Below are 26,401 nucleotides of genomic sequence, written 5' to 3' on the forward strand. Positions count from 1 at the left end.
GCAGAATTTTGCACCGCAGCAGCGCTCTGAAGTCGCGGCATGGATCCTCGGGTCTGCGCCGCGTCGCTACGCTCCTTGCTCCGCCCGTGGATGACGAAGCGGTGGGTGCTTCGGCAAACACCAAGCAAATGCTTCCTCAATCCTCCAGCGTCCCTGACCTGGCATCGGCGCTCTTCCTGTCGCCCACCAGCTTCAGGAGGTCCTCGCCGGCGCGGATGATGCGGCGCGAACGGCGGGTCAGGATGACGCCGTCCTGTGGCGCGAACACCTCCGTGCGGCCTTCGGTCTCGCCCGGCGCATGGACGATGGTGGCGAGACGCGTGCCCCTTGCGACACGGTCGCCGGGTTTGACGTCGTAGAGCACGGCGCCTGCCCGGGGTGCCGGCATCATGTCGATGTTCTCCAACGGGGCGACGACGCCCTTGAAAGGGCCGGGCGCGGCGAGCGTGGCATCGCTGATCACGCCGCGCGCCACCAGCAGCCGGTAGAGGCCCGCGGCGTCGGCGGCAGCGAGCGCGGCATCGACATCGAGGATGCCGCGATATTCGACCGTGGTGGCGGCACGGCGGTCGAGCTTCGCCACGTCGGCGGGAACATTCTGGTAGGGCATGATCGAGGCGCCCTCGAAGGTGCCGTCGGTGTCTTCGCTCCACAGCACCACCGCATCGATGCCCATGGCGGCGGCGCAATCGGCCATGGCCGGCCACAGGCTGGTGTGGACGTAGAGGTAGGCGAGACCTTCGTCGTCGCAATGCAGGTCGAGCACGATGTCGTGGCCGAGCGAAAGCTGCACCAGGCGTGACTTCAGCCGCTGGTCGGCGCCGCCGAACGTTGTGTCGGGCAAAAGCTTGGCGTCGGGCGCGGCAAGCAGCGGAAAGCCTCTGTTGAAGTTGGTGCGGGTGCCCAGGTGAAAGCGGCCCTGATGTTCGCCGAAATGATATTGGGCGCGGCCGATCGGGTTGGCCCACGGCACGATGGTGATATTGCCCTTGATGCGGCCTTCGGTTTCGGCCTTGGCCAGCATCGGCACCAATGCGTCGATGGCGACGACGCCCGGCAATTCACCGGCATGGAGTGCCGCCTGCAGATAGGCCGAGGATGCCGCCTTGTCCGCGCCGGCGAAGCGGAACACCGGGAATTCGTAGGAAACGCCCTCGCTGTCGCCGGCGATGCGTTCGATCGATTTCTGCATGACTTTCTCCTTCGGCAGGCGGAAAGCCATGCCCGTCGGCGAGGCCATTGTCGATTGGTCCAATTTGTCGCGCTATGGGCGCACTACTCGGCGGGCTGTGCGACGGGAATCCGCCGGTCCAGGGCCTGCGACAGCACCGCCACGGTGACCGCGAGCAAAGCGAGCACCGCGCCGACCACGGGCAGGTGGGCATAGGAAACGCCTGCCGAAAGGGCCACGCCGCCGATCCAGGCGCCGCTGGCATTGCCGACATTGAAAGCGCCCTGGTTGAGCGTGGCGGCGAGGTTTGGTCCTTCGGACGCCGCCTCGACGACGCGGATCTGCAGCGGCGGCACGACGACGAAGATCAGCAGGCCCCACAGGAAGACGATGCCGATGGCGACGCTGGCGATCGCGCCGAACTGCATGAAACCGACAAACAGGACCGCCAGCAACAGCAGCGTCCCGATGACGGTCGGCATCAGCTTCCAGTCGGCCAGCCTGCCGCCGATGATGTTGCCGATTGTCATGCCGGCGCCGAACAGCAAGAGCACCCAGGTGACATCAGAGGTGGAGAGGCCGGAGACGTCGGTGAGATAGGGCTTGATGTAGGTGAAGACGGCAAACAGGCTGGCCGAGGCCAGGGCCGCGATCAGCATCGCCAGCCACACCTGCAATTTGCCCAGCACGCGCAATTCGCCGCGCAGGCCGCCGCCGCTCGGTTCGGTGACGTCGGACGGCACCAGCCAGGCGATGGCGGCGACCGAGATCAGGCCGATGCCGACGACGGCGATGAATGTGGCGCGCCAGCCGAAGGCCTCGCCAAGCGCCGTGCCGGCCGGAACGCCGAGGATGTTGGCCAGCGTCAGCCCGGCAAACATCAGCGCGATGGCGCTGGCCCGTTTGTTGCGCGGCACCAGGCTCGCGGCAACGACCGAGCCAATACCAAAGAAGGCGCCGTGACCGAAGGCGGTGAAGACGCGTGCGGCCATCAGCAGCCAGTAATTGGGCGCGATGGCGCAGAACAGATTGCCGACGACGAACAGAGCGGCCAGCCCGACCAGCACCGGCTTGCGCGGCAGATGCGCGGTGGCCATGGCGACGATCGGCGCGCCGAAGACGACGCCCAGCGCATAGCCGGTGACCAGAAGGCCGGCGGCGGGGATCGTCACGCCAAGGTCGGCGGCGACCTCCGGCAGCAGGCCCATGATGACGAATTCCGTGGTGCCGATGCAGAAGGACGCAATGGCAAGCGCAAGGATCGGCAAAGGCATGGGGCGTCCAGACTGAATCGGTTCAATTCAGACTGCGCGCGGAGCCGAGGCATGCGCAATGCACATCGCTGCAATGCAGCAATGCAGAAAGCCGGGAGCTTGACGATGAGCGCGTCAGGCCAGCGGCTTCAGCTCCTGCGCGATGGTGGGCAGCAGTTCCGAGACATTGGGATGGATGTGCACGGCGCGCGCCAGCGTGTCGACCGGCGCCTTGGCGTACATCAGGTCGAGCACGCAATGCACCGCTTCGTCGCCGCCAGGGCCAAGCACCGAACAGCCTAGGATTTGCCTGGTGTCGGCATCGACCAGGATCTTCATGAAGCCTTGCGTCTCGCCCTTCTCGACGGCGCGGCCGACGCGGGTCATCGGCCGCTGGCCGACCAGCGCGCGGCGGCCGGACTTTCTTACCGCCGCCTCGGTCATGCCGCAGCGGCCGAGCGGCGGGTCGATATAGAGCGCATAGGCCTCGATGCGGTCGCTGACCTTGCGCGGATCGTTGTCGAGCAAATTGGCGGCGACGATCTCATAGTCGTTGTAGGAGGTGTGGGTGAAGGCGCCCTTGCCGTTGCAGTCGCCCATCGCCCAGATACCGGGCATGCTGGTGCGCAGCTGGTCGTCGACGGTGACGAAGCCACGCTTGTCGACCTCCACACCGGCCTTGTCGAGGCCGAGATCGTCGGTATTGGGGTTGCGTCCCAGCGCCAGCAGCACGTGCGAGCCGACCGCGGGCGGCTTGCCGGCCGAGAAGGTCACGGCAATATCGTTGCCTTGCTTGGCAAAGCTTATGTCGTTGGCGCCGAGATGAACCGCAATGCCTTCGTTTTCGAGGATCGACAGAATGGAGGCGGAGACGTCTTCGTCCTCGCGGCCGGTCAGGCGCGGGCTTTTCTCGATGACGGTGACGTCCGAGCCGAAGCGCCGGAACATCTGCGCGAATTCGAGCGAGACGTAGCTGCCGCCGACGACGATGAGATGACGCGGGAGCACGTCGAGATCCATCATCGAGGAATTGGTCAGGTAGTCGATGTCGTGGATGCCCGGCAGGTCTGGCACCGAAGCGCGGCCGCCGGTGTTGAGGAAGATCTTGTCGGCGGTCAGAAGATCGTCGCCGATACGCACGGTGTTGGCGGATTCGAAGCGCGCGTGGCCGCGATAGAGGGTGCAGCCCTTCATGCCGGCGATCCAGGTCTCCAGATTGCCACGGGCGTCGTTCGTGACCTTGTCCTTGCGCGCCTTGATCCTGTTATAGTCGACCCCGACGGGGCCGGAGAGCGTCACGCCATAATCAGTCGCGCGCCGCGCCAGATGCGCGGCATAGGCGCTGGCGACCATGGTCTTAGTCGGTATGCAGCCGGTGTTGACGCAGGTGCCGCCGACCAGCTTTCGCTCGATCAGCGCCACGCTCATGCCGGCGGCCGTCAGCCGTCCGGCCAATGGCGGCCCCGCCTGTCCGGCGCCGATGATGATGGCGTCGAAGGTTTTCGCCGTCATGCCACCGCCGCCACGATCAGCAGGCCACCGATGATCGCCACCGCGTCCTCGAGGAAGGCGGCGGGCGGGTCCTTGCCGAAGGCGGCCGCCAGCCGGCCGCGCGCTTCGGCACCGCCCAGCGTGCCGATGACCGCGCCGATGGCGCCGGCGATCAGGCAGACGATGGTGGCGCCGGCGGTGGCACCAATCACCGCGCCGCTAAAGGCGCCAAGCAGGATGCGCGCACCGAACTGCTGCGGCACCTTGCGGCTAGGCGTCGACGGCAGCTGGTCGGTGACCAGTTCGACGATGGCCAGGATGGAGAAGATGCCGACGGCGGCCCAGTGGCTCATGAAACTCGCCCATGTGCCGGCGACCGGCAGCCAGCCGAGATATGCGCCCCAGGCGACGGCAGCCGGCGCGGTCATGGCGCGCAGGCCGGCAATGACGCCGATCAGAAGTGCAAGAATGTAGAGCATGGTCGATCCCCCTCGATCCCCGGGCCAGGACAGCCGCGAAAGGGCAGGCTACCATAGGTCCAATATTTGACCAGCACTTGGATCGGCGCCTTTCTGCTGGCCGCACTTGTGCTTTGCAATGGTGTCAATTGGAGACCACGTCATGGCTGAAAGCGAGCGCGCGAAGATGGCGGCCGGCGAATGGTACACGTGTCTTGACGACGAATTGGAGGCTCTGCGCGTCACGGCGCGCGACGCGGTGTTCGCGCACAATTCGCTACCGCCGCGGCAGCGTGGGAACCTCGGACCGGGCTTGAAGGCATTGCTCGGCGGCGTGGGCGAGGGCGCCCGCATCGAAGCGCCGTTCCACTGCGCCTACGGCTTCAACATCTTTCTCGGCGACGGCGTCTTCCTCAATGCCGGCTGCACCATCCTCGACACGGCAAACGTGCGCATCGGCAACGGAACCCTGCTTGGTCCCAATGTGCAGATCTACTGCGCCGAACACCACAAGGAGGCTGCAGGACGGCAAGCGGGACTGGAGATCGCCAGGCCGGTCGCGATCGGCGCCAATGCCTGGATCGGCGGCAGCGCGATCATCCTTGGCGGCATCAGCATCGGGAAGGGCGCCATCGTCGGCGCCGGCGCGGTGGTGACGCGCGACGTGCCAGCCAATGCCACGGTGGTCGGCAATCCGGCCCGGGTGGTCAAGCGCCGCTGACGTCACCCGGCGGAAACGGATAAATCGGGATTGACCGAATTTGGTCGGAAGCGGGTATTCGCGATCCGAGCCCAGCAATGAAAATAGTTCAAGACCGATGTCGATTTCCGGGAGGCCCATTCGTCCTCGCGATAGGAAGCCGAAGAAATTCGCCCAAGCAAGGAAACGGATGCGATGACGATCATCATCACAGCATATGAACGATCGCCCGATGGCGGCAAGGGACTTGCGCGCGATACCCGCGTTCGCTGGGCGCTCGAAGAAGTGGGTCAGCCCTATGAGGTCCGTCTTGTTTCCTTCGAGGAGATGAAGGCGCCTGACCATCTTGCCATTCATCCCTTCGGCCAGATCCCCACCTATGAGGAAGGTTCTCTGTCGCTGTTCGAGACCGGCTCGATCGTCTTTCATCTTGCCGAGCAGCATTCAGGCCTGCTGCCCGGGGATCGCGATGCGCGTGCGCGCGCGATCACGTGGATGTTTGCCGCGCTCAACACCGTGGAGCCACCGATCCTCGAACTGACAACCGCCAGAATAATCGAGGGCGACAAGCCGTGGGCCGAGGAGCGCTTGCCGTTGGTAAAGGACCGTATTCGCGCCCGGCTGGACAGGCTCTCGGCTCGCTTGGGCGCCGCCGACTGGCTCGATGAAACTTTCAGCGCTGGCGATTTGTTGATGGTGTCAGTGCTGCTGCGGCTAAGAATGTCAGGCATTTTGGATGAATATCAGAACTTGGCTGCCTATGTGGCTCGCGGGGAAACCCGGCCCGCTTATGTCAGGGCTTTCGCCGCGCAATTTGCAATCAATGCCCCATCAGCCAGCTGAAACATTGGCTGGCGCGCGTGGTCCAGCCTACGATCTAGGACGACAGCGCCATGCGCTCGCCCTGATCGGTCCGCCTTGAGAATTCGCGCCGGTATTGCGCCGGCGATGTCCTGAGCCTCGCGGCGAAATGCTGGCGCAGCGAGGTGGCGCTGCCGAAGCCGGCCTCGAAGGCCACGATGTCAATCGATTTCTCCGTGGCTTCCAGCAGGCGCTGCGCCAGTTCGATCCGTTGGCCGACCAGCCATTCGACGAAGCTGGTGCCGATCGATTTCTGGAAGCGGCGGGTAAAGGTGCGCCGTGTCAGGCCGGCGGCTTCGGCGACGCTGTCGAGGCTGTGCGTTTCGCCGAGCGTCGCGCGCACCGCGTCGAGAGCCTGGGTGAAGCGGTCGGCATTCGCGCTCTTCGCCACCGGGCGCTCGATGAATTGCGCCTGTCCGCCCTGCCGGTGAGGGGACAGCACGATCTGGCGGGCGAGCCGGAGTGCTGCTTCCGCGCCATAGCGCGCCCGCACGATGTGAAGGCAGCAGTCAAGACCGGCGGCAACGCCCGCCGAAGTCACGACATCGCCATTGTCGACATAGAGCACCGTTTGATCGACATGGATGTCGGGATGGAGTTCCTGAAGCTGCTCGGCATAGGCCCAGTGCGTGGCGGCAGTGCGGCCGGAGAGCAGCCCGGCCGCGGCAATGGCAAACGTGCCAAGGCACAGGCCGACGATCAAGGCGCCGCGCCGATGCGCCTTGCGCAGCGCCTCCACAAGCAGCGGCGACGGTGGCTCGCCGAGATGATGCCAGCTGGGAATGATGACCATGTCGGCGCCGTCGAGGCCTTCCAACCCGTGCGGCGCGGCAACAGTCAGTCCGGCCTCGGTGTGGATCGGGCCGGCCTTTATCCCGCAAATACGGAACTCGAAGCGCGGCAGACCAAGGGATGTCCTGTCCTCGCCGAATACCAGGCACGGCACGGACAGGTGGAACGGGCTGATGCCATCGAAGGCGAGGACGGCAATGATCGGCGTGGTCATGGGCTGGTCCTAGCAAGTGAAATGAGATTGTCCCAATTCTTTCGAATGATGTCAATCGGGCCACTTTTGGCTGCTCGCCGGCCGGCCTATTTTCGTCCCATCGCATTCAAGCCAGAAAGGAAACACCATGTCTGACCCAGCCAACACCACGCCGCGCCGGGCGCTGATCGTCGTCGACGTCCAGAACGATTACGATGGCGGTAATCTCGCCATCCAGCATCCGCCGTTCCGCGACAGCGTCGTCAATGTGGCGCGTGCGATGGATGCCGCCGCCGCTGCCGGCATCAAGGTCGTGGTCGTCAAGCAGATGGCGCCCGAGACCTCGCCGATCTTCGCCAGAGGCAGCCATGGCGGCGAACTGCACCCCGAGATTGCCAGGCGCGGCCGCGACCATTATGTCGAGAAGACGCTACCCTCCGCCTTCACCGGCACCGACCTTGAGGACTGGCTGCGTTCCAACGCCATCGATACGCTCACGGTCGTCGGGTACATGACGCACAATTGCGATCTGTCGACCATCATACACGCCGTGCATATGGGTTTTGCTGTCGAGTTCCTGTCGGATGCGACCGGCTCGGTGCCTTACGCCAACAGCGCCGGCTACGCCTCGGCCGAAGAGATCCACCGCGTGGTCACGATCATCCTGCAATCGCGCTTCGCCGCGGTGCTCAAGACCGCCGAATGGATCGAATGCCTGAAGACCGGCGTCCTGCCGGAGCGCGATACGATCTATGGGTCCAATCAGCGGGCGCTGGCGCGCAACGCGGCATAAAGCCAAAAACAGAAAGGGCGCCGCATTGCTGCGGCGCCCTTCTCTAATCGTCGAGACGGCTAGATCTCAGAACAGGCCTTCGATCTGGCCGGCCTCGTTGAGGAAGATCTTTTCCGAGGACGGCGCCTTGGGCAGGCCGGGCATGGTCATCACCTCGCCGCAGATGATGACGACGAAGCCGGCACCGGCCGAAAGCCTGACCTCGCGCACCGGCACGGTGTGGCCGGTCGGCGCGCCGCGCAGGTTCGGGTCGGTCGAGAACGAATACTGGGTCTTGGCCATGCAGACCGGCAGGTGGCCATAGCCTGCCTGCTCCCAGGCATGCAGCTGGTCGCGCACCGATTTGTCGGCGATCGCTTCCGAGCCGCGATAGATGCGCTGGACGATGGTGTTGATCTTCTCGAACAGCGGCATGGCGTCGGGGTAGAGCGGCGCGAACTGCGAGGCGCCGGATTCGGCCAGCGCCACCACCTTGTTGGCGAGCTCCTCGATGCCGGCCGAGCCCTTGGCCCAGTGCTTGCACAGGATCGCCTCTTCGCCCATCGAGGCGACATAGTCCTTCATCGCCTGGATTTCGGCGTCGGTGTCGGAATAGAAGTGGTTGATGGCAACCACCGCCGGGACGCCGAACTGCCTGATGTTCTCGATGTGGCGGCCAAGGTTGGCGCAGCCCTTCTTCACCGCCTCGACGTTTTCCTTGCCGAGATCTTCCTTCTTGACGCCGCCATTCATCTTCATGGCGCGCACGGTGGCGACGATGACGGCGGCTGCCGGCTTGAGGCCAGCCTTGCGGCACTTGATGTCGAAGAACTTTTCAGCGCCAAGGTCAGCGCCGAAACCGGCTTCGGTGACGACATAGTCGGCGAGCTTCAAAGCCGTCGTGGTGGCGACGACCGAATTGCAGCCATGCGCGATGTTGGCGAACGGGCCGCCATGGACGAAGGCCGGATTGTTCTCCAGCGTCTGCACCAGGTTGGGCTGCATGGCGTCCTTGAGCAGCACGGCCATGGCGCCGTCGGCCTTGAGGTCGCGGGCATAGACAGCCGACTTGTCGCGGCGGTAGGCGACGATGATGTCGCCGAGGCGCTTTTCCAAATCCTTCAGATCGGTCGACAGGCAAAGGATCGCCATGACTTCCGAGGCGACGGTGATGTCGAAGCCGCCCTCGCGCGGAAAGCCGTTGGCGACGCCGCCGAGTGAACAGATCATCTCACGCAACGCGCGGTCGTTCATGTCCATGACGCGGCGCCACACCACGCGGCGGGTGTCGATGCCGAGCTCGTTGCCCCAGTAGATGTGGTTGTCGATCAGCGCCGACAAAAGATTGTGCGCGGTGGTGATGGCGTGGAAGTCGCCGGTGAAGTGGAGGTTCATGTCCTCCATCGGCACGACCTGTGCGTAGCCGCCGCCAGCGGCACCGCCCTTGACGCCGAAATTCGGGCCGAGCGAAGCCTCGCGGATGCAGACGATCGCCTTCTTGCCGATACGGTTGAGGCCATCGCCGAGGCCGACCGTGGTGGTGGTCTTGCCTTCGCCGGCCGGTGTCGGGTTGATGGCGGTGACCAGGATCAGCTTGCCGTCCTTGTTGCCCTTCACCGACTTGATGAATTCGGCTGATATCTTGGCCTTGTCGTGGCCATAGGGCAGCAGGTGTTCGGTCGGGATGCCAATCTTCTGGCCGATCTCCTGGATCTGCTTTTTCCTGGCGCCGCGCGCGATCTCGATGTCGGACTTCACTTCGGCCATGACGGCTTTCCTCTGGATTGGACGGTGGAGGGGACGGGTTGATCTCTATCGCAAGCGGGTTGGAACCGGGCGCGCGGGCAGTTCTAACCCTGTCGCTGCCATGGCGTCAACTTTCATGCAACTATGTTTCCTCTAGAGAAAATTCCTCTGCGGCCGGCCGACCTGTCCTCGGTTCTTACTGGCTCCGCTTGCCGCGCCGTATAGAAGCCAGAGCAGGGGCGCTTCCGCCGTCTCAAAACAGCCGCACAATGCACGGAATGCGACAGAGGCGACGGCGCAAATTCGCCATCGGCTTGCCAAAGCGCATCGCGCTTTTGCCTTTTGCTTTATGCATGTCGTTCTCCCAAAACCGGAACCACTTTTGGGCGAAATGCATTGCGGCTGAACTGCCCTACTGCGTCAGCACGTTGCTGATTTCGACCATGTTCGAACGCACCCGAAGCACGTAGAAGCCCATCGTCGTCAGATGCGTCGGCAGCAGCCAGCCGTCCTCGCGGCCGTTGGCGATGATGAAAGGCTGGATGCGCAAGGCCGAGACGAATTGCGCGTCCATGGTGTCCCACAGGCTCTGCAGGTGCTTTTCCTTGAGGACGTCATCGAAGTCGGCCTGGGCGCCCTTCATCAGGCCATAATAGGCATAGAGCTGGCCATAGGCGAACCAGTAGCGGTCATCGGCGCGGAAGTCGAACCAGCCATTGTTGTGGTTCTCGGCGCGCTCCTTGAGGATGGCCGAGGTCGAGCCGATATCGCTGGCGATACGGTCGATATATTGCTTCAGATTGTCGGCGCGGGCATCGAAGGTCGCCTGGCAGGTGGCGAGGCGGGCGTTGAAGGAGCGCAGATTGCCCATCGCTCGGCGGTACATGCTGGGCGTGGTCGCGGTCATGCCGTTGCGGCTGATGTACCAGATGGACTCGTCGTACTGCAGCTGGCCGCGAGCGTCCTGGAGATTTGTGTCGATCTGCGAGGTCGTGCGCACACGGCCAAGGTTGTCGGCAAGCTCGGTCGCCGTGCGCCGCACCGCCTGGTTGATGCCGCGCTGGAACGAGGCCTTGTTGTCCATCCATGGGGTGTCGTCCCAGTCGATGCCGAACAGGCCGAACTTGTAAAGGATCATCGACGAGACCCAGGCGTTCTGATTGACGTTGAAGTCGATCAGATCCGCCGCCACCTGGGCGATGCCGGAATTGCCGCAAGTCTTGGCCGTGTCGGTGCCGCTGCCGGCGGTGACCTGCTCACCGGCGGAGACATTGCGCTTCTCGAAAGTGTACGTGTCGGGATAGCTCGGGTTGAAATTGCTCCACCACTGGGTGGCGTAGAAGAAGTTGGCGTAGAGGCCGATCAGCACAAGCAAGGCGAGGCCGACCACGGCCTTGAGGATCCAGCCACGCTGCGTGTACCAGCGGCCGGCCCATAGGAACGGCCACAGGATGACGCCGATCAAGAGGCCGATGCCGCGGCCGATCCATTGGAAAATCCTGACGAAGAAGTTCACGATCGGATCGAGCATGGCTGTGTCACCCCTCAAAGCATGGTGCCAAAAAGTTGCAGGACTTTTTGGATAACATCATGCGCCAAAACAACAAGTTAGAACGAAATGAGTTCATTTCGTTCTAGTCAGTCAGGCCGTAGAGGCGCGTGCGAAACGCCACCTTGTCCTTCAAATATGTGGTTTTCAGAACGTCCACAACATGCGACCGCCAGGCGTCGCTGAAGCCGTCATAGTCCTTGTAGAAGCCGTCTTTGTTGAAGATGTAGCGCGAGACGAAGTCCGACGGCACGAAATCCGAAATCAGCCTGTTGGTCAGCCATGCGTCCGGATGATCAGGCTTGGCACGGACCACAAGGAAGCGCTGCTGCGGGAAGACATCCTCGATCTTGAGATGGCCGAGCTGGGCGATCTCGCGCTTGGCGGCATTGAGGAAAGGGAAATTGCCGTCCTTGGCGATCAGGTCGGCATGGCTCTGGATCCAGGTCTGCAGCCAGACCTTGTCGACGTCGGTCAAATTGCGGTTCGGCTCGGCGTCGCGGATCAGCGCGCGCACCACCATCTCGGCCCGGTGCTCGAGATAGCCGGAGGTCTCGATCCAGGAGGCGCGCGGCAGTTCGATGCGGCCGGTGGAGGCGAGGAACTTGAACACCTTGTCGGCGTCGTTGATCGAGAGATAGCTCACCTGCCATGGCCGCGAGCGGCGGAAGCCGGGTGCGGCGGGATCGCTGATCACCGTCGTCATGTCGGGGTCGACGAACACGTAGAGACCGCCGAAATGGCTGGTCCAGTAGGCATTGTGGCGGAAGATCACCTGGTCGGGCACCAGCGCGTTCTCGCGGATGTCGCCGCAGACCTTGGCGAGTTCCACCATGCGGGTCAGCATCGCATTGTCGCGCCAGGCATCGGGTTCCTGCTTCAGCCGGTCGACAAGCTTGCCGAGTTCAGCCGCCTTGCCCAGCACGTCCTCGGCCGACAGCACCTTGAACTCGACCTGGCTGATCGACAACAGATCCTCGATGTCGTTGACCTTGGGGACGGTATCCTCGATCTCGCCGTAGATGACGTCCTTGATGGTCAGCGCATCGATGGCGCGCTGGTTCTTGGACATGAACTCGAACATCAGCTGCGAGGTGTTGGAAAAAGCGGTGTGCACCACCGGCAGGTCGATCTGCGACGGCGTCAGGATGATGAAGCGGCGATTGACCTCATTGGGGTCGAGATAGTCATAGTCGCCGCATTCCTCGGCCACTTCGGGCGAGAAGCCGGTACGGTCGATCTGGAAGCTTTTCAGCTTGGTGGGCTTGAGCCCGAACACGGCAAGCGCCTTGTTGTAGCGCTGGATGAGATGCGGCTCGTCGACGGTGAGCAGCCGGCCATAGATCAGCTCGTTGTCGCGCAGAAGGTCGGGTTTTTTGGCGCTCATTTTTCCTTCTCGCCGTTCACGGGGAGAAGGTGCCCGAAGGGCGGATGAGGGGCGGCGCAAACGCTCATCATCTTTCCCCTGACGGTGAAGAGGGCAAAAATTTCGCGTCGATACCGATCATCTTTTCATTAAGTCGCCCATCCAGCGCTGCAACAATCGTATCCAGCACGCTCTTGCGGCCCGTTAGGACATCGGCGTGCCAAACCCTCAACACCGACCAACCATTGCTGTTCATAGTCTCGTCCCTGTATCGATCACGGGATCGATTTGCGTGCTGGCTTCCATCGACTTCCACAACCAGGTTGGCTTCACGGCAAGCGAAGTCTGCAAAATATGGACCGATTGGTAGCTGACGAATAAATTTGTGGCCATTAAGTCGCCGTCCGCGCAATTCACTCCACAGTTTTTCCTCCGCGTCATTCTCGACCTTTCGAAGCTGTCGGGATCTTGCAACCTTCGGCTCGTTTCCACCGCGCACAGCGCTGCCCCTCATCCGCCCTTCGGGCACCTTCTCCCCGTGAACGGGGAGAAGGAAGAAGTGCCAGGCTCACGCATTCCACAGCCCCTTCTTCTTCATCTCCTCCATCTCGCGCGCTGCCCTCTCGCGCAGCCGGGCGTCGCGCAGCAGTTTTTCCACCGCTACGTCATCGGACTTGTCGGAATAGCGGAACTCGCTGTCGGCGTAGCGGTTGATCTCCTGCATGACCATGTCCATCGAGAACGGCCCGCGCAGTTCCTCGATCATCGTTTTCTTCTCGTCGTAGCCCTTGTGCATGAAGGCTTCCGGCTTCTCGAACCAGTCGTCGGGCAGCTCGATATCCATGGCGCGCATCTTGATGGCGTCGGTGACGTTCTTGATGGCGCGACCGGTGAAGCGTGGCTCGGCATCCTTGATCAGGTGCAGGTAGGTGCCGATGTCGGCCATGGTCTTGGGTGCGCCATTTTCCTTCATGTAGCGCTCATAGACCCGCATCAGGCCGTCCTCCTGCGGCTTTTCGTGCTCCTCATAGGCTTCGGTCACGGCGCGCTGGATTTCCTGCGCGGCATAGAGCTTGTGCTCCCCGAGCGGTATCTCGTGGTTCTTGCCTGCGAGCAGCACGAAGATGTCGATGTAGTCGTCGCGGCTCTGCGGGCCGTCGACCAGCCAGCGGGCGCCGGCACGCTGCCGCAGCGCATCGTCGACATTTTCGGGATAGTTGGAAAACATGCCGAACGAGCAGTTGCCGCGGACCACGGTGGCGGCACCGGCGAAGGCGTCCATCAGCACGCCGGTGATTTCCTGCTGGCCGGCCGAGGCGCGGTCGTCGGAACGGCGCGCCGCCACCTGGTCGATATCGTCGATGGTGCCGAAGCCGATGACGCGCGGGTTGAGCACATTGTTGACGAACTGGCGGCAGTTCTGGCCCGACTTGCCCTGGTAGGAGGAGATCTGGTCGACGCCGAAATTCTCGTAGGCGAAGGGATAGCCGGCGACCTGGCAGTAGCCGTTGACGAGACCGGCTATCATCTGGATCAGCGTCGTCTTGCCGGTGCCGGGCGCGCCGTCGCCGATGAAGGTGAACAGGAAGCCGCCGAGTTCGACGAACGGGTTCATCTCGCGCTCGAAATCGTAGGCCATCAGCATCTTGGCGAGCTTGATCGACTGGTATTTGGCGATGTGGTTGCCGACGACCTCTTCCGGCTTCTTGAAGGTCATCACCAGCGGCTTGGAGCGCTTGCCGGGCGCGACATCGAAGCCGTCCAGGGTGAAGTCGTCGATGTCGATGCGGATATGGGCGTTCTCGAACGGACCGATCCCGTCGAAGCGGCCTTTGCGCGCCAGGAGCCCGTCGATGGCGACGCGGGCGAAGGCGCGCGCGCGCGTCATCAGGTCGGCATCGTCGGATGACCCTGATATTGCCTTGTCGAGGCCGGCCAGGATCGACTTCACCGCATCCTGCGGCGTGTCGAACAGGAAGTCCGGTTCGGGGATGTCGTTGGGCGCCTCGCCGTCGCTGTCGATGAGCTGGAACAGATAGGAAGCCAGGCTGAAGGCTGAGATGTAAGCCGAGGCTGACAAAAGCTTCTTGAAGGTCGCCGCCTCGTCGCCTTCGAGCGGGGCGCGGGTGTTTTTCGCCTGCAGGTTTTCGAGATCGGAGCCTTCGGCGAAAACATCCGATATGGCCAGAGCAGTGGCCGTGCCACGCCGGGCGCGAAACAGCAGCGTGTGCTGCGGGATTGTCAGCAGCTGGTCGTCGGGATGGACGGCACCGACGGTCTTCGACAGCTCGACCTCGCGCGTGCGGCGCACCGAGCCGACCGACACGGTCGAGACGAAGCGGCGGTTGGTGCCGGCCAGTGCCGTGCCGGATTCGCGCGAGGGATCCTCCAGCACGACGATGCGGGTGATGAAGCTCTGCGCGGTGGCGCGGTGCTTTTCAACAGCCGCTTCCGGGATGGTGGTCAGGCCGGTATCCATGAAGGTTGCTCCGTGGTGTGACGGTCAGACGTCCGAGATGACCTGTCCGTTGGACAGGATGTGAACCTTGTAGTCGCCAAAGATCTTCTGCGCCTCGCCCGCGGCGTAGAGCGCCTGGTAGGCCTCGTGTGGGATCAGCGCGTGGTTCTCGTAGCTCGACACGCCCTGGCGCGCGGCTTCCAGGTCGTCGGTGTTGATGAAGAATTCCTGCGTCGTCTTCTCGCTCGAAAACAGTCCCTTGCGGCCGGGCTTCTCGCCCTTGGAGTAGACTTCCTGGATGGTCCAGGTCAGCAGCCAGGCATTTTCGGGCTTGCGCACCTTGGCGAGCACCTCGGTCACCGTCGAATTGTTGTCGGTAATCCCTGCCGAATAGAAAGGGCCGAGCACGACGCGGCGCAATTGCTTGGGATGCAGCGGTTCGAAATCCTTGTCGAGGTTGACCGCGATGGTCGCCGGCGACAGCGTGTAGGCGGAGTTCTTTTCGGTGAAATCGTCGAAACGGTGGGCAAGCTCGGGATTGAGCAGGCCGTCGACCGGCAGCGGGATGTCGACCTTGTCGTTGAGCTTGCCGTTCCTGTCGACGAGCTGGCGGATCATGCTTTCGGAAGAATCCTCCACCGTCACCATGTAGACCAGGGGCAGGTTGGCGCTGCCGTCGAAGGTGGCCCAATGGACGAGATAGTAGGGCCGCGCCGTCTTTGGATTGACCGAGACCTTGGCGGTCTGCGCCAGCGTGAACGAACCGAAGGTCCGCTCGCTCTTGACGTCCTCGAGATAGAGCCGCTCGGCCATCGATTTCTGCAGCGCTTCGGGGAATTCCTTGTGGCGCAGGATGAAGTCGGCCATTTCCTCGCGCAACTCGCCGGCCAGCGGGATGTTGGCGAGCCGGCTGTCTGCCTGGCGCCGGTCGTTCTCCAGTTCGAGCAGGTTCTGGAACACCGGGAAGCCGCTTTCGGCACGCGAAATGCGGAACGTGTCCATGAAGCCCAACCGGTTGCGCCAGCAGGAGAAGGACTTGTCGAGCCGGGCGATGTATTCGGCGACGATCTTGGCGACGATGCCGTGCCGGTAAAGCGGCGAGCGATCGTCGCGCATGAACACTTCAAGGCCGCTGAGCGCGGCCGTGATTGCCGAGAAATACCGCGCCGCCGCGTCGTTTTCGGGGGTCATGCTGTCAGCCCTGGATTGTCGCACCGGTGCGAGCGGCGATCACGACTGCACGTAGTTCGCCGAATTGTGCTTCTTCAGCACCTCGTCGAAGCGGCGGGCAAAGGCGTCGTCGGCCAGCTTCTTGCGGCGCTGGATGTCGGCGCTGGCGACCATGTTCTTCTCGTGCATTTCCAGAAGGTCGCCGATGTGCTTCTGCGAGGCGGCACCGATGCCGGCCATGGTTTCCTCGGCCGTGTTGTCGACCTGGCTGCCCAGCGTGTTGATCTTGTGGGCGACGTCCTGCTGGGCGGCGGTCTTCAACGAATCTTCCAGCGCCTTATAGAGCACGATGCGCTGCTCGGTATCGATGGTCAGCTTGTTGATCAGCGTCGACTGCGCGGCGATCTGGTTGTTGAGCGAATCGACGAAGGTCTGGAACATCGAGGTGTAGCGCTCCAGCGTCTGGCTTTCGGCCAGCAGTTCCTGCTCCTTGGCCTGCTTCTCGTTGTATTCGGTGGCGAGCTTGGAACGCTCGCCCTCAAGCTGCGTGCGGTCTTTCTGGCTGGTCGAGGCGGCGATCTTGTTCTCGATGTCAAGCAGCATCGGATTGAGCTCCTCGATGCGCTTCTGCACGGCTTCGAGGTTCGACATGGTGGTCTTGCGGCGCTCGATGACTTGCGACAGGCTGGTCTCGGAGGTCTTGTAGCGCTGGTCGAGAACCTCTTTCTGCGCCTTCAGGATACCGACGATGGTGTCGGACTTGGCCAGCAACTCCTGCAAATTGCCGGCCAGCGACATGTTGCGCACGCGGTCGGTGCGCATGCGCTGCTTGCGCTGGCTGGAGAAGATGCCGACGAAATTTTCCCAGCCGGAATAGTTCTTCATGCTCTCGAACTCGGCGCCGAAGACGTTGGTGGCGTCCTCCAGGCCGATGATCAGGTCGGCGATGTTGCCCTCCATCACCTTCTGCTGCTTCAGCACATCCTCGATGCGGGCGTTCTCGATGTCGAAATTGGCGTCGCCGATCTTCTTGTCCGATGTGGCAAGCGTTTCGAGCACGGTGCCGGACTGCTCGATCTTGGTGCGCATGTCCTGGACGACCTGCTTGGTCTTGGCAATTTCGGCGTCGAAATTCTGCAATGTCGCCATAGGGGCCTCCCGCTTCGGCTTCCGGTCGCTGGCTGCGAACAGCGGCGAATATATGTGGGGCATAAGAGGATTGAAAGACGCTAAGACAAGGACTGCGCGAAAACAAAAAATCCGATCGTGCCCTTGAAAGGCAATGGAACGGTGGTCATGGCGTGATTAGCTGGTGAGCCAAGCGTAGTTCAGCCGGTTTTGAACTTTCATGCCGGCAAAGCAGTCAGTCTCCGGTGAAGCGAATGGTCCGGAAATCCGACAACAACTGACCAGTTGCAGTCGCGACATGCCCGGCTTGGCCGGCACCGTCAGGCGACGGATCGGCTGCCGCTCAGGGCTTGGGATCGGCTTTCAGATAGGCGATGACGTTGGCTATGTCGTCGTCACTGCTGAGGCCGCCGAAAGCCATCTTGTTGCCGGGCACCTTCAGCTTCGGAGCCTTGAGATATTCGGCAAGATTCGCCTCGTCCCAGACGAGACCGGCGGCACCGGCGCTTTTCATCGCTTCCGAATAGTGGCCGAGGAAGCTTTCGGCGCTGCCCGCGGTGCGGCCGACAACACCCAGCAGATGCGGGCCGACCTTGTCGCGGTCGGTTGCCGCCTCATGGCAGGCGATGCACCGGTTGAAGACATGCTTGCCCTGCACGGGATCGCCGCCGGCATGGGCAATGGAAGTGGCAAGGAGAAGAAGGCTGGCTGAGGAAACGGCTCGAAGCATGGCTGACCCCGGAGAGCTCTGGCTGGCGGCCTTATAGGATCGATGCCTTAACAAACGCTGCATCGCTGCGGGATTTGGGTATGGAGGCCGGCACGCCTCGGCCGGCGGCCATCAGCTTTTCATAAAGCCGATGAAGTCGTCGGGCGCGGCGCGGCCCATCTCTTCTTCCCAATGGCGGCGGCACAGCGAGACATAGACATCCTTGCCGATCGCCACCTGCTCGCCCTGGCGGGCCACCTTGCCATCGGCGCCGAGACGCACGACCATCGTCGCCTTGCGGCCGCAGCGGCAGATGGTGCGCACCTCGCGCAGGTCGTCGGCGATGGCCAGCAGCGCGCGCGAGCCGGAAAACAGCTTGCCCTGGAAATCGGTGCGCAGGCCGTAGCACATCACCGGGATGTTCAGCCGGTCGGCGATGCGGGCGAGTTGCCAGACCTGCTCCTCCTCGAGGAACTGGGCCTCGTCGACGAAGACGCAGTGCACGGTGGCATGCGTGTGGTGTTCGGCAACGCGGGCGAACAGGTCGTCGCCGTCGCGGAACATCTCTGCCTCGGTCTCCAGCCCGATGCGCGACGAGATCAGGCCGCTGTCGCCCTTGCGGTAGTGGCCGGCGACGAACAGCATCGTGGCCATGCCGCGCTCGCGATAATTGTACGACGCCTGCAGCAGCATCGTCGTCTTGCCGGCATTCATCGTCGCATAGTGGAAGTACAGCTTGGCCATTTGGCTGTTTTAAGCCGACTTGCCCGGGCACGGGGAGGGGCCGACGCCGCATTCCCCTGAAAAAGCGGCCTTGGCCGATCCGGACGAGGTCCAGCAGGTCGCAAAGCGTCGGCCGTGTCGCTGATGGGCCAGCCCGCGCCGTTGATCGTGATTGCCTTAACCCTTGAAACCACACCAGAATGGTGTTTGGCTGACGAAACAAGGCGGGCAAAGAAACCGTGACTGCGCTTCGCCGAAGAATCACAATGGGAGACTGTCTATGTCGCGTATGAATTCCTTCGTCGCCGGCCTTGGCCTGGCGGCTTTGTTGTCCACGAGTGCCGCCTATGCCGGCGATCCGGCGAGCTGCAAGGCGGTTCGTCTCTCCGATGTCGGCTGGACCGACATCCAGGCCACGACCGGGCTTGCCTCGGTGCTGCTCACCGCGCTCGGCTACGAACCGCAGGTGATCCAGCTTTCGGTTCCGGTGACCTATGCGTCGCTGAAGAACAAGGATCTCGACGTCTTCCTCGGCAACTGGATGCCGTCGATGACCAACGACATCAAGGATTATACCGCCGACGGCTCGGTCGAGACCGTCAGCCAGAACCTTGCCGGTGCGGGCTATGGCATCGTCGTGCCGAACTATGTCGCGGATGCGGGCGTCAAGTCGCTGACCGACCTCGGCAAGTTCAAGGACAAGTTCAACGGCAAGATCTACGGCATCGAGGCCGGCAATGACGGCAACCGCATCATCCTCGACATGATCAAGAACCCGAAGGACAACCTCGAGGGCTTCGAACTGGTCGAGTCCTCGGAGGCCGGCATGCTGACCCAGGCCGAGCAGTCGATGAAGAACAATGAATGGATCGCCTTCCTCGGCTGGACGCCGCATCCGGTGATGGGCGCCATGAAGATCACCTATCTCGACGGCATGGGCGACAGCGGCTTCGGCGCCGCCACCGTGTCGACCAATGTGCGCAAGGGCTACACCACCGAATGCCCGAACGTCGGCAAGTTCATCACCAATCTGAAGTTCAACCTGGATATGGAAGGCCAGATGATGGACGCAATCCTGAAGGGCAGCGATGCCAATACGGTGGCGACCGACTGGCTGAAGAAAAACCCGGACGCGATCAAGCCCTGGATTGCCGGGGTGACCACCTTTGACGGCGGCGACGCGGCTGCGGCGGTCAAGACCGCGCTCGGAGGCTGAGCCGGCTTTGATTTCGGCGTTGCCGAAATGAAGGGCAGCCATTCTGGAAAAGGCTGCCCTTTTTCATATCCTGTGACAAGATGACGTTGCGACAGTGGAGGCCGAGGGCGGGGCGGCCTCGAGCATGAGAGGGGCGATATGGATCCGATTTCGAAATTCATGGTCGATCACAAGATACCCATAGGTCAGTGGGGCAAGAACTTCTTCGGCTTCCTCACCGACAATTTCGACACCGTGTTCAGGGCCTTTTCGAACGGCCTCAATTTCCTGCTCGACGGGCTGGTCAACCTTTTGCTGATGGTGCCGCCGGTGCTGTTGGCGCTGGTCATTGCCGTCGTTGCCTGGCTGCTGCAACGCTCGCGGCCGCTCGCCATCGCCGTCTTCCTTGGCCTGATCTTCATCATCAACCAGAACCTCTGGAAGCAGACGGTGCAGACGCTGGTGCTGGTTGTCGCCGCCGCCGCCATGGCGATGGCCATCGGCGTGCCGCTCGGCATCTGGGCAGCGCACAAGCCGAAGGTCTATCGCATCATGCTGCCGGTGCTCGACCTGATGCAGACGCTGCCAACCTTCGTCTACCTGATCCCGGTGCTGACGCTGTTCGGTCTCGGCAACGCGCCCGGCCTCATCGTCACCATCATCTTCGTCATCCCGACCGCGGTCAGGCTCACCCATCTCGGCGTCGTCTCGGTGCCGACGTCGATCATCGAGGCCGGCGAGGCGTTCGGCGCCACCAAGAGCCAGCTGCTGTGGAAGGTGGAATTGCCGTCGGCGCTGCCCACCATCATGGCGGGCCTGACGCAGTCGATCATGCTGTCGCTGTCGATGGTGGTGTTCGCGGCCCTGATCGGCGCCGGCGGGCTAGGCACCGAAATCAACCGGGCGCTCGGTTCGCGCCGCATCGATCTCGGGCTTGAAGCGGGCCTCGCCATCGTCGTGCTCGCCATCGTGCTCGACCGGATGACCCGCATTGGCGTTGGAGGCAAGAAATGACCGTCGCCGTCGATTTCAAGAACGTCGACATCGTCTTCGGCGCCGACCAGGCCGGCTCGCTGGCGATGATCGACAAGGGCGCGACCCGCGCCGAAATCCTCGAAAAAACCGGCAATGTGCTGGGCTGCGCCGGCGCCAGCCTCACCGTGCATGAAGGCGAGATCTCGGTGCTGATGGGCCTGTCGGGCTCCGGCAAGTCGACGCTGCTTCGGGCCGTCAACCGCCTCAACGTGGTGTCGCGCGGCCAGGTTCTGGTGAAGGACGGCGACCGCACCGTCGATGTCGTCACCTGCGACGAGGCGACCTTGCGGCGCTTGCGCCAGAAGCAGGTGGCAATGGTGTTCCAGCAGTTCGGCCTGCTGCCGTGGCGCACGGTGGAGGAAAATGTCGGCCTTGGCCTCGAACTCGCCGGCGTGCCGGATGCCGAACGCAAGGAGCGCGTGCACAGGCAGCTCAAGCTGGTCAATCTCGACCAGTGGTCGAAGAAATACGCCCATGAACTGTCGGGCGGCATGCAGCAGCGCGTCGGGCTGGCGCGGGCGTTTGCCACCGAGGCGCCGATCCTTTTGATGGACGAGCCGTTCTCGGCGCTCGACCCGCTGATCCGCACCAAGCTGCAGGATGAATTGCTGCAGCTGCAAGCCGAACTGAAGAAGACGATCATCTTCGTCAGCCACGACCTCGAGGAGGCGCTGAAGATCGGCAGCCACATCACCATCATGGAGGGCGGGCGCATCGTCCAGACCGGCGCGCCGGAAGACATCGTGCTGCGCCCCGCCAACGACTATGTCCGCGACTTCATCGCCAATGTGAATCCGCTGTCGGTGCTGACCGCCTGGAACGTGATGCGCGACCGGCGCGACCTGGAGCATGGCGACAATGGCTGGGTGTGGCTCGACCGACGCAAGACGACGCGCTTCAAGATCGACGATCATGGGCTGGTGGCGGCGGCCGAACGCGACGGCAAGCCGGCGGTGTGGGTGTCCTGCGCCGACGTCGAATCCCAGTCGGAGGAGGCGGCGCAAGTGTTCTGGGCCAATCCCGGCACGTCGCTGAAAACCGTGATGCTCGCCATGCACCGCTCGCAGACGGCACCGGTGGCGCTGTTCGACGACCAGTCCCGCTTCGTCGGCGCCATCGGCATCAGGGATGTGCTGTCAGCAGTGCTGCGGCGATAGTTGAGCGCGGTCTTGCAGGGACAAGGCGCTTTGAAGCGGATTTGGAATTGGTTGTCCAAACCGTGGGTCGCGCAAGCGGCGCTCGGCATACAGCTTGTGATTGCGATGCGATCGATCCTGGAATTCTTCAGGATCGGAGGGGCGACCGGCACGCAGCTTAGTGCAAACCAGCTCTTTTATATCGAAGGAGGGCTCGCGGCAGTCACCGCAGCGTTGGTAGTTTTCGTCCTGCACGCATTCGGGCGGCACGGTTTGGCAACGCTGTCCAGCGCGGCAGCAATAGTTGCCCTGCTGGCATGGAAGATCGCCGTTATCCGTTGAACCGGAAAATCGCGAACGCATCCCCGAAAAATCCGCCTTGCAAGACTGACGCTTTGGGGCGACCGCCTAAGCCGCCAGCGGCAGGCGCAGCTCCGTCAGCAGGCCGCCGTCAGGGTGATTGGACAGCCTGACCTCGCCGCCGGCGGCGCGCGCGATGTTGCGGGCGATGGTGAGGCCGAGACCAAGGCCGCCGGTCTGGCGGTTGCGCGACTGTTCGAGGCGCACGAAAGAGCCGAACACGGCGTCGATCTGGGCCTGCGGTATGCCCGGTCCCTCGTCGCGGATGGCGAGCGTGATCGTGCGGTCGGAGCGGTGCAAGCTCAGATGCGCCTTCTTGCCGTAGGTGACGGCGTTCTGCACCAGATTGGTGACGCAGCGCCTGAGCGCCACCGGCCGCGCCATGCAGATCAGGCCGCGCGAGCGGGTACCGTCATTGTCGAAGGAGACGTCCGGATAGGCGTCGGCAATCGATTCCACGAGCGACCAGAAGTCGATGCGTTCGTTCTTCTCCTCGGTCACTTCGAAGGTGGCGAAATCGATCACCGAAGTGGCGATGCTTTCGACGTCGGCGAGATCATGCGCCAGCGCCTCGCGAACCGCCGATTTGCGCAACAGCTCCAATCGCAACCGCATCCGCGTCATCGGTGTGCGCAGATCATGCGCGAGTGCGGCGGCCAGATGTTCACGGTCCTCGACATATTCGCGCAGCCTGGCCTGCATGGCGTTGATCGCCTTGGCCGCGGCCCGCACTTCGCGGCTGCCGCTCTCGGCGATGGGCGGGCTCTTCAGGTCCTTGCCGATCCGGTTCACAGCGGTTTCCATCATCCGGTAGGGCGCCGTCAGCCGGCGCAGCGACCAGATCGACATGATCACCACCAGTCCGGCGATCAGCGAATAGAGCGGCAGGCTGTCGACGCTCAGGATCGGGCCGACGGGCGTGATCGGCTCGGTGAAGTTCAGCCACTGGCCGTCAGCGAAGCGCAGCGAGGCGGTCAGCTTGTCGCTCTGGGCGAAGTTGGCCGCCAGCACGAGGAGGTCGCGTTCCACCTGGCCGATATCAGGGCCGGACACCATGCCGTCGGCGTCGTCGGCCTCGCGCGTCGCCGGATCGCGCCGCACGCGCGCGTCGGTGATGCCGAACTTCGATAGCCGGCCAACCAGAATGTCCTCGAGTTCGGCCAGTTCGTCGTCGCCGGCGATCGAGGAGGTGACCGCGGGCGTGTCCGAAACGGTCAGCGCATAGGTCGAATTGAACAGGCCCGCCGCGGTCGCCTTGCGCTCCTCGGGCGTGGCACCGCTCATCAGCTGCACCAGCGAGAAGGCACGGTCGTTGAGGCGGTAGAGGTCAACCACATCGTTGGCGGCGGCGCGGTCGTGCGCCACGATGTAGAGCGTCGCCACCTGGCTGATCAAAAGGCCGGCAATGACGATCAGCAGCACCCAGACAGGCAAGGTCTGCGGCAGGAAACGTCTCATTCGGAGGTCGTCTCGGGCAGGAACTGGTAGCCGCCGCTGCGCACTGTGAGGATCAGTTTGGGTGTCTTGGGATCGTCTTCCATCTTGCGCCGCAGCCGGCTGACCAGGATGTCGATGCTGCGGTCGAAGGAATAGTCGCTGTCGCCGCCGGAGAGTTCGATGAGCTGGTCGCGGGTCAACACGCGCTGGGCGCTCTTGACGAAGGTCTGCAGCAGGTTGAACTCGGCCATGGTCAGCTCGACCCTGACATCGTCGGGCGCCGTCAGCCGGCGCCGCGAACAGTCCATGGTCCAGCCGGCGAAGCGATAGACCTGCTTGGCGATGGTCCGCTTCGGCTCGGCGGCGCCGTTGCGCCGCAGCACGGCGCGGATGCGCGCCAGGAGTTCGCGCGGATCGAAGGGTTTGGGCACATAGTCGTCGGCGCCCATTTCCAGGCCGACCACGCGGTCGGTGGTCTCGGTGACGGCGGTCAGCATGATGATCGGCGTCGAATACTGGGCGCGCAGGTCGCGGCACAGTTCCAGACCGCTCTTGCCGGGCAACATCACGTCGAGCACGATGAGGTCGACCTGCGCACGGCGCAATATGGCTTCCATCTCGGTGCCGTCGGCGGCAACCGAAGTGTGCAGGCCCCGCTTCTGAAAGAATTCCTGAAGCAGGTCGCGGATGCCCTTGTCGTCGTCGACGATCAGTATGTGTGCATCGGATTTCACAGCTGTCCTGTCCCGGTTGGCCGCCAAGCCGTCTTGGCCGGTGAGCCACACGATAGAATTCGGGCCATATGTTGGCCAGTGCCTTGCTTTTCAAGGGAGAATGAAATTCCGCCTTCTCCACACGCAAGTATTGGCAGCCTTCGCGGCGGGTCGGCCAGACACAATCCAGAAACAAAATTCTACAATTCGGAAAAACTCCTGAAAAGGTAGGCCGGCATAACGGTGCCGTGGCGGTCAGGTTATCGGCTGCGACGCTACTTCGGGTTCACGGATAAACCGATGCCAAGATTGCCGATCAGTTTGTTGGGAGCGTTGCTGGGCCTTGGCCTGGTCACTGCCGCTGCTGGACAATCGGACGCAAAGGCGCCGCTCACCCGGAGCGAACGGTGCGCCAATCTCAGCCACCAATTTGACGAAGCCCTCGAAACCCATGCCACGGCAACGCAGGTCACCGCGGCAAAGGCACTTCAGAGAAAGGGCAACCGGTACTGCGCCGCCAAGAAACAGGCGCAGGGCATCCGAATGCTCGCCAACGCTTTGAAGCTGCTTGGAGTGACACCGAACGACCCAGTTCAGTGACACTAAAAAGTCGACCTGCATAAAAGGAAAACGAAGCCATGAAAAAGTCCCTTCTGTCCGCTCTCGGTCTCTCCGTTGCTCTCGCCTTCTCGATGCCGGTCCTCGGCAACGCCGCTGCCACCGCGACCGCTGCCCCGGCTGCTGCCACCACGACCACCGCTCCAGCTGCTGCCGCCACGACCACCGCTCCGGCGGCTACCGCTCCGGCCAAGGCTGCTCCGAAGAAGGTCGCTACCAAGAAGACCGTAGCCTGCAAGGTGACCAAGAAGCACAAGTGCCCGGTCAAGAAGGCTGCTCCGAAGGCCGCCCCGAAGGCTGCTGCGAAGAAGCCCTGATCAGCTTCGACGTCAGTTCTATCATGGCCGTTCCAGCCACAAACCGGCTGGGACGGCCTTCTGGCGAGTGCATGATCGAAGGCGGTGCACCGGCAATGAGCGGACCGGAGAAACCGGCCCGATGCCGGCGAAGCCTGAATGCCGGCGGCTTCCCGCCGAGCGTCTCGATCATGTTTAACCCGTTTGCAACCCCGGCCGTGTAGGACAGTCCGCATGAAGAAGCGGCTTTCGTCCATTCTGCGCTCGATCGTGCTCGGCGGCCTGGTTGCCACCGGCATTGCCAGGGCGCTGATCCTGTTCACCGCCAGCCCGGTGCCGGATCCGGCGAGCGGGCGCACCGAGCCTTCGCTGTTCGCGCCGGCCATTTCCACCAATTGGGACTACATCACGCCGGCACAGACCTGGCTGCTGATCCTGCTCACCAGCGTGACGTTGGTCTGCGTCGTCGCGTGGCCGATCGCGGCATGGATGGAACGCCGCGCGGATGCCGACACAACTCGCCGCATCTTCGGCCGTCAGGGTCGTTGAACCGCGCCTGACAATTCCCCACATGATTGTGAATGATCGGGCTCGCCAGTTGACGGTCCGCATGCCAATCAAAATGGACGATCGCTGCCGCGCGTGGCAAAATGCGGGGTGAAACTCGATCGCGAAACTGTCGGTTCCGATGCCTGAAATCACCACAAAACCGCGTACCAAGGTCAAACCGCAGACCGAGCGGCCGAAGCTCTACAAGGTCATTCTCATCAACGACGATTTCACGCCGCGCGAATTCGTGGTGACGGTGCTGAAGGGCGAGTTCAAGCTCAGTGAGGACCAGGCGCACAGGATCATGATCACCGCGCACCGGCGCGGCGTCTGCGTGGTCGCCGTCTTCACCAGGGATGTCGCCGAGACCAAGGCGATGCGGGCCACCGATGCCGGCAAGGCCAAGGGCTATCCGCTGCTGTTCACGACAGAGCCGGAGGAGTAGGGGGCTCGTCTTCTTCCTTCTGTAACGCTGACAATTGGCGAAACCACCCGCGACAGCGTCTTTCTCCCCGTCTCTAT

General features: G+C 63.0%; 27 protein-coding genes. 11 read left to right on the forward strand and 16 right to left on the reverse strand.

Features of this window, described 5'->3' with window-relative positions; translation table 11 throughout:
- Positions 1-136 precede the first annotated feature (136 nt).
- From JT360_RS14170 to JT360_RS14185, 4 genes are all read right to left on the reverse strand, one after another.
- Positions 137-1,192, reverse strand: a complete 1,056-nt coding sequence (locus JT360_RS14170; protein WP_214472258.1) for a M14 family metallopeptidase — start codon at positions 1,190-1,192, stop codon at positions 137-139.
- An 83-nt stretch (positions 1,193-1,275) separates the two neighbouring features.
- Positions 1,276-2,445: an MFS transporter gene (locus tag JT360_RS14175; protein WP_214472260.1), complete on the reverse strand. Its 1,170-nt coding sequence runs from the start codon at positions 2,443-2,445 to the stop codon at positions 1,276-1,278.
- Between the two features lie 114 nt (positions 2,446-2,559).
- Positions 2,560-3,936 (reverse strand): FAD-containing oxidoreductase, encoded by a 1,377-nt coding sequence (locus JT360_RS14180; protein ID WP_214472262.1) that lies wholly within the window; start codon positions 3,934-3,936, stop codon positions 2,560-2,562.
- Positions 3,933-4,394: a DUF4126 domain-containing protein gene (locus JT360_RS14185; protein WP_214472263.1), complete on the reverse strand. Its 462-nt coding sequence runs from the start codon at positions 4,392-4,394 to the stop codon at positions 3,933-3,935. Before JT360_RS14185 ends, JT360_RS14180 begins: the two co-directional genes overlap by 4 nt.
- Positions 4,395-4,536: 142 nt before the next feature.
- Here JT360_RS14185 and JT360_RS14190 point away from each other — a divergent pair, with 142 nt between their 5' ends.
- On the forward strand, positions 4,537-5,094 hold the full coding sequence (locus JT360_RS14190) for a sugar O-acetyltransferase (protein WP_214472264.1): 558 nt from the start codon (positions 4,537-4,539) through the stop codon (positions 5,092-5,094).
- Positions 5,095-5,268: 174 nt separating this feature from the next.
- Positions 5,269-5,916, forward strand: a complete 648-nt coding sequence (locus JT360_RS14195; protein ID WP_214472266.1) for a glutathione S-transferase family protein — start codon at positions 5,269-5,271, stop codon at positions 5,914-5,916.
- A 34-nt stretch (positions 5,917-5,950) separates the two neighbouring features.
- Here JT360_RS14195 and JT360_RS14200 read toward each other — a convergent pair whose 3' ends face one another.
- Positions 5,951-6,940: a GlxA family transcriptional regulator gene (locus JT360_RS14200; RefSeq protein WP_214472267.1), complete on the reverse strand. Its 990-nt coding sequence runs from the start codon at positions 6,938-6,940 to the stop codon at positions 5,951-5,953.
- Positions 6,941-7,067: 127 nt separating this feature from the next.
- Here JT360_RS14200 and JT360_RS14205 point away from each other — a divergent pair, with 127 nt between their 5' ends.
- Positions 7,068-7,712 (forward strand): cysteine hydrolase family protein, encoded by a 645-nt coding sequence (locus JT360_RS14205; RefSeq protein WP_214472269.1) that lies wholly within the window; start codon positions 7,068-7,070, stop codon positions 7,710-7,712.
- A 66-nt stretch (positions 7,713-7,778) separates the two neighbouring features.
- On the opposite strand, the gene JT360_RS14210 is transcribed toward JT360_RS14205, so the two are convergent.
- The 9 genes from JT360_RS14210 to JT360_RS14250 form a co-directional block, all read right to left on the reverse strand.
- A complete protein-coding gene (locus tag JT360_RS14210; protein ID WP_214472272.1) occupies positions 7,779-9,458 on the reverse strand; it encodes a formate--tetrahydrofolate ligase in 1,680 nt (559 codons plus the stop codon).
- Positions 9,459-9,849: 391 nt separating this feature from the next.
- A complete protein-coding gene (locus tag JT360_RS14215; protein WP_214472273.1) occupies positions 9,850-10,968 on the reverse strand; it encodes a DUF2333 family protein in 1,119 nt (372 codons plus the stop codon).
- Positions 10,969-11,071: 103 nt separating this feature from the next.
- The gene (locus JT360_RS14220) at positions 11,072-12,373 is read right to left on the reverse strand and encodes a DUF6638 family protein (RefSeq protein ID WP_214472275.1); all 1,302 of its coding nucleotides are present in this window, start codon (positions 12,371-12,373) and stop codon (positions 11,072-11,074) included.
- 67 nt (positions 12,374-12,440) lie between these two features.
- A complete protein-coding gene (locus JT360_RS14225; protein ID WP_214472313.1) occupies positions 12,441-12,851 on the reverse strand; it encodes an endonuclease domain-containing protein in 411 nt (136 codons plus the stop codon).
- Between the two features lie 69 nt (positions 12,852-12,920).
- Complete coding sequence (locus JT360_RS14230) at positions 12,921-14,831, reverse strand: AAA family ATPase (RefSeq protein WP_214472276.1); 1,911 nt, start codon at positions 14,829-14,831, stop codon at positions 12,921-12,923.
- Positions 14,832-14,855: 24 nt separating this feature from the next.
- Complete coding sequence (locus JT360_RS14235; RefSeq protein WP_214472278.1) at positions 14,856-16,001, reverse strand: hypothetical protein; 1,146 nt, start codon at positions 15,999-16,001, stop codon at positions 14,856-14,858.
- Between the two features lie 39 nt (positions 16,002-16,040).
- Entirely contained in the window at positions 16,041-17,129 is a 1,089-nt protein-coding gene (locus tag JT360_RS14240) for a hypothetical protein (RefSeq protein WP_214472280.1), read from the reverse strand.
- A 322-nt stretch (positions 17,130-17,451) separates the two neighbouring features.
- Entirely contained in the window at positions 17,452-17,838 is a 387-nt protein-coding gene (locus JT360_RS14245) for a c-type cytochrome (protein ID WP_214472282.1), read from the reverse strand.
- A gap of 111 nt (positions 17,839-17,949) precedes the next feature.
- The gene (locus JT360_RS14250) at positions 17,950-18,561 is read right to left on the reverse strand and encodes a thymidine kinase (RefSeq protein WP_214472284.1); all 612 of its coding nucleotides are present in this window, start codon (positions 18,559-18,561) and stop codon (positions 17,950-17,952) included.
- A 259-nt stretch (positions 18,562-18,820) separates the two neighbouring features.
- Between JT360_RS14250 and JT360_RS14255 the strand changes: the two genes are divergently transcribed.
- The 4 genes from JT360_RS14255 (at position 18,821) to JT360_RS14270 (ending at position 22,248) form a co-directional block, all read left to right on the forward strand.
- Positions 18,821-19,756 (forward strand): choline ABC transporter substrate-binding protein, encoded by a 936-nt coding sequence (locus JT360_RS14255; RefSeq protein ID WP_214472286.1) that lies wholly within the window; start codon positions 18,821-18,823, stop codon positions 19,754-19,756.
- A gap of 138 nt (positions 19,757-19,894) precedes the next feature.
- Positions 19,895-20,749, forward strand: coding sequence for a choline ABC transporter permease subunit (gene choW, locus JT360_RS14260; protein ID WP_214472288.1), 855 nt, complete (start codon positions 19,895-19,897; stop codon positions 20,747-20,749).
- Positions 20,746-21,927, forward strand: a complete 1,182-nt coding sequence (choV, locus tag JT360_RS14265) for a choline ABC transporter ATP-binding protein (protein WP_214472290.1) — start codon at positions 20,746-20,748, stop codon at positions 21,925-21,927. Before choW ends, choV begins: the two co-directional genes overlap by 4 nt.
- Positions 21,928-22,248: a hypothetical protein gene (locus JT360_RS14270; protein ID WP_214472292.1), complete on the forward strand. Its 321-nt coding sequence runs from the start codon at positions 21,928-21,930 to the stop codon at positions 22,246-22,248.
- Between the two features lie 66 nt (positions 22,249-22,314).
- Here the strand turns inward: JT360_RS14270 and JT360_RS14275 are convergent, their stop codons facing one another.
- Together JT360_RS14275 and JT360_RS14280 are read right to left on the reverse strand one after the other, a co-directional pair.
- Positions 22,315-23,724 (reverse strand): ATP-binding protein, encoded by a 1,410-nt coding sequence (locus tag JT360_RS14275; RefSeq protein ID WP_214472294.1) that lies wholly within the window; start codon positions 23,722-23,724, stop codon positions 22,315-22,317.
- Positions 23,721-24,437, reverse strand: a complete 717-nt coding sequence (locus tag JT360_RS14280; protein ID WP_214472296.1) for a response regulator — start codon at positions 24,435-24,437, stop codon at positions 23,721-23,723. Before JT360_RS14280 ends, JT360_RS14275 begins: the two co-directional genes overlap by 4 nt.
- A 279-nt stretch (positions 24,438-24,716) precedes the next feature.
- Here JT360_RS14280 and JT360_RS14285 point away from each other — a divergent pair, with 279 nt between their 5' ends.
- The 4 genes from JT360_RS14285 to clpS all read left to right on the forward strand — a co-directional run bounded on the left by JT360_RS14285 (position 24,717) and on the right by clpS (position 26,324).
- Positions 24,717-25,016: a hypothetical protein gene (locus JT360_RS14285; RefSeq protein WP_214472297.1), complete on the forward strand. Its 300-nt coding sequence runs from the start codon at positions 24,717-24,719 to the stop codon at positions 25,014-25,016.
- Positions 25,017-25,054: 38 nt separating this feature from the next.
- Positions 25,055-25,351 (forward strand): hypothetical protein, encoded by a 297-nt coding sequence (locus JT360_RS14290; RefSeq protein WP_214472299.1) that lies wholly within the window; start codon positions 25,055-25,057, stop codon positions 25,349-25,351.
- A gap of 213 nt (positions 25,352-25,564) precedes the next feature.
- Positions 25,565-25,879 (forward strand): hypothetical protein, encoded by a 315-nt coding sequence (locus JT360_RS14295; RefSeq protein ID WP_214472300.1) that lies wholly within the window; start codon positions 25,565-25,567, stop codon positions 25,877-25,879.
- Positions 25,880-26,018: 139 nt separating this feature from the next.
- A complete protein-coding gene (clpS, locus tag JT360_RS14300) occupies positions 26,019-26,324 on the forward strand; it encodes an ATP-dependent Clp protease adapter ClpS (protein WP_214472302.1) in 306 nt (101 codons plus the stop codon).
- The last annotated feature ends 77 nt before the right edge of the window (positions 26,325-26,401 follow it).

Origin of the sequence: Mesorhizobium sp. dw_380, from assembly GCF_018588885.1 — a bacterium.
Taxonomy (GTDB): Bacteria; Pseudomonadota; Alphaproteobacteria; order Rhizobiales; family Rhizobiaceae; genus Mesorhizobium.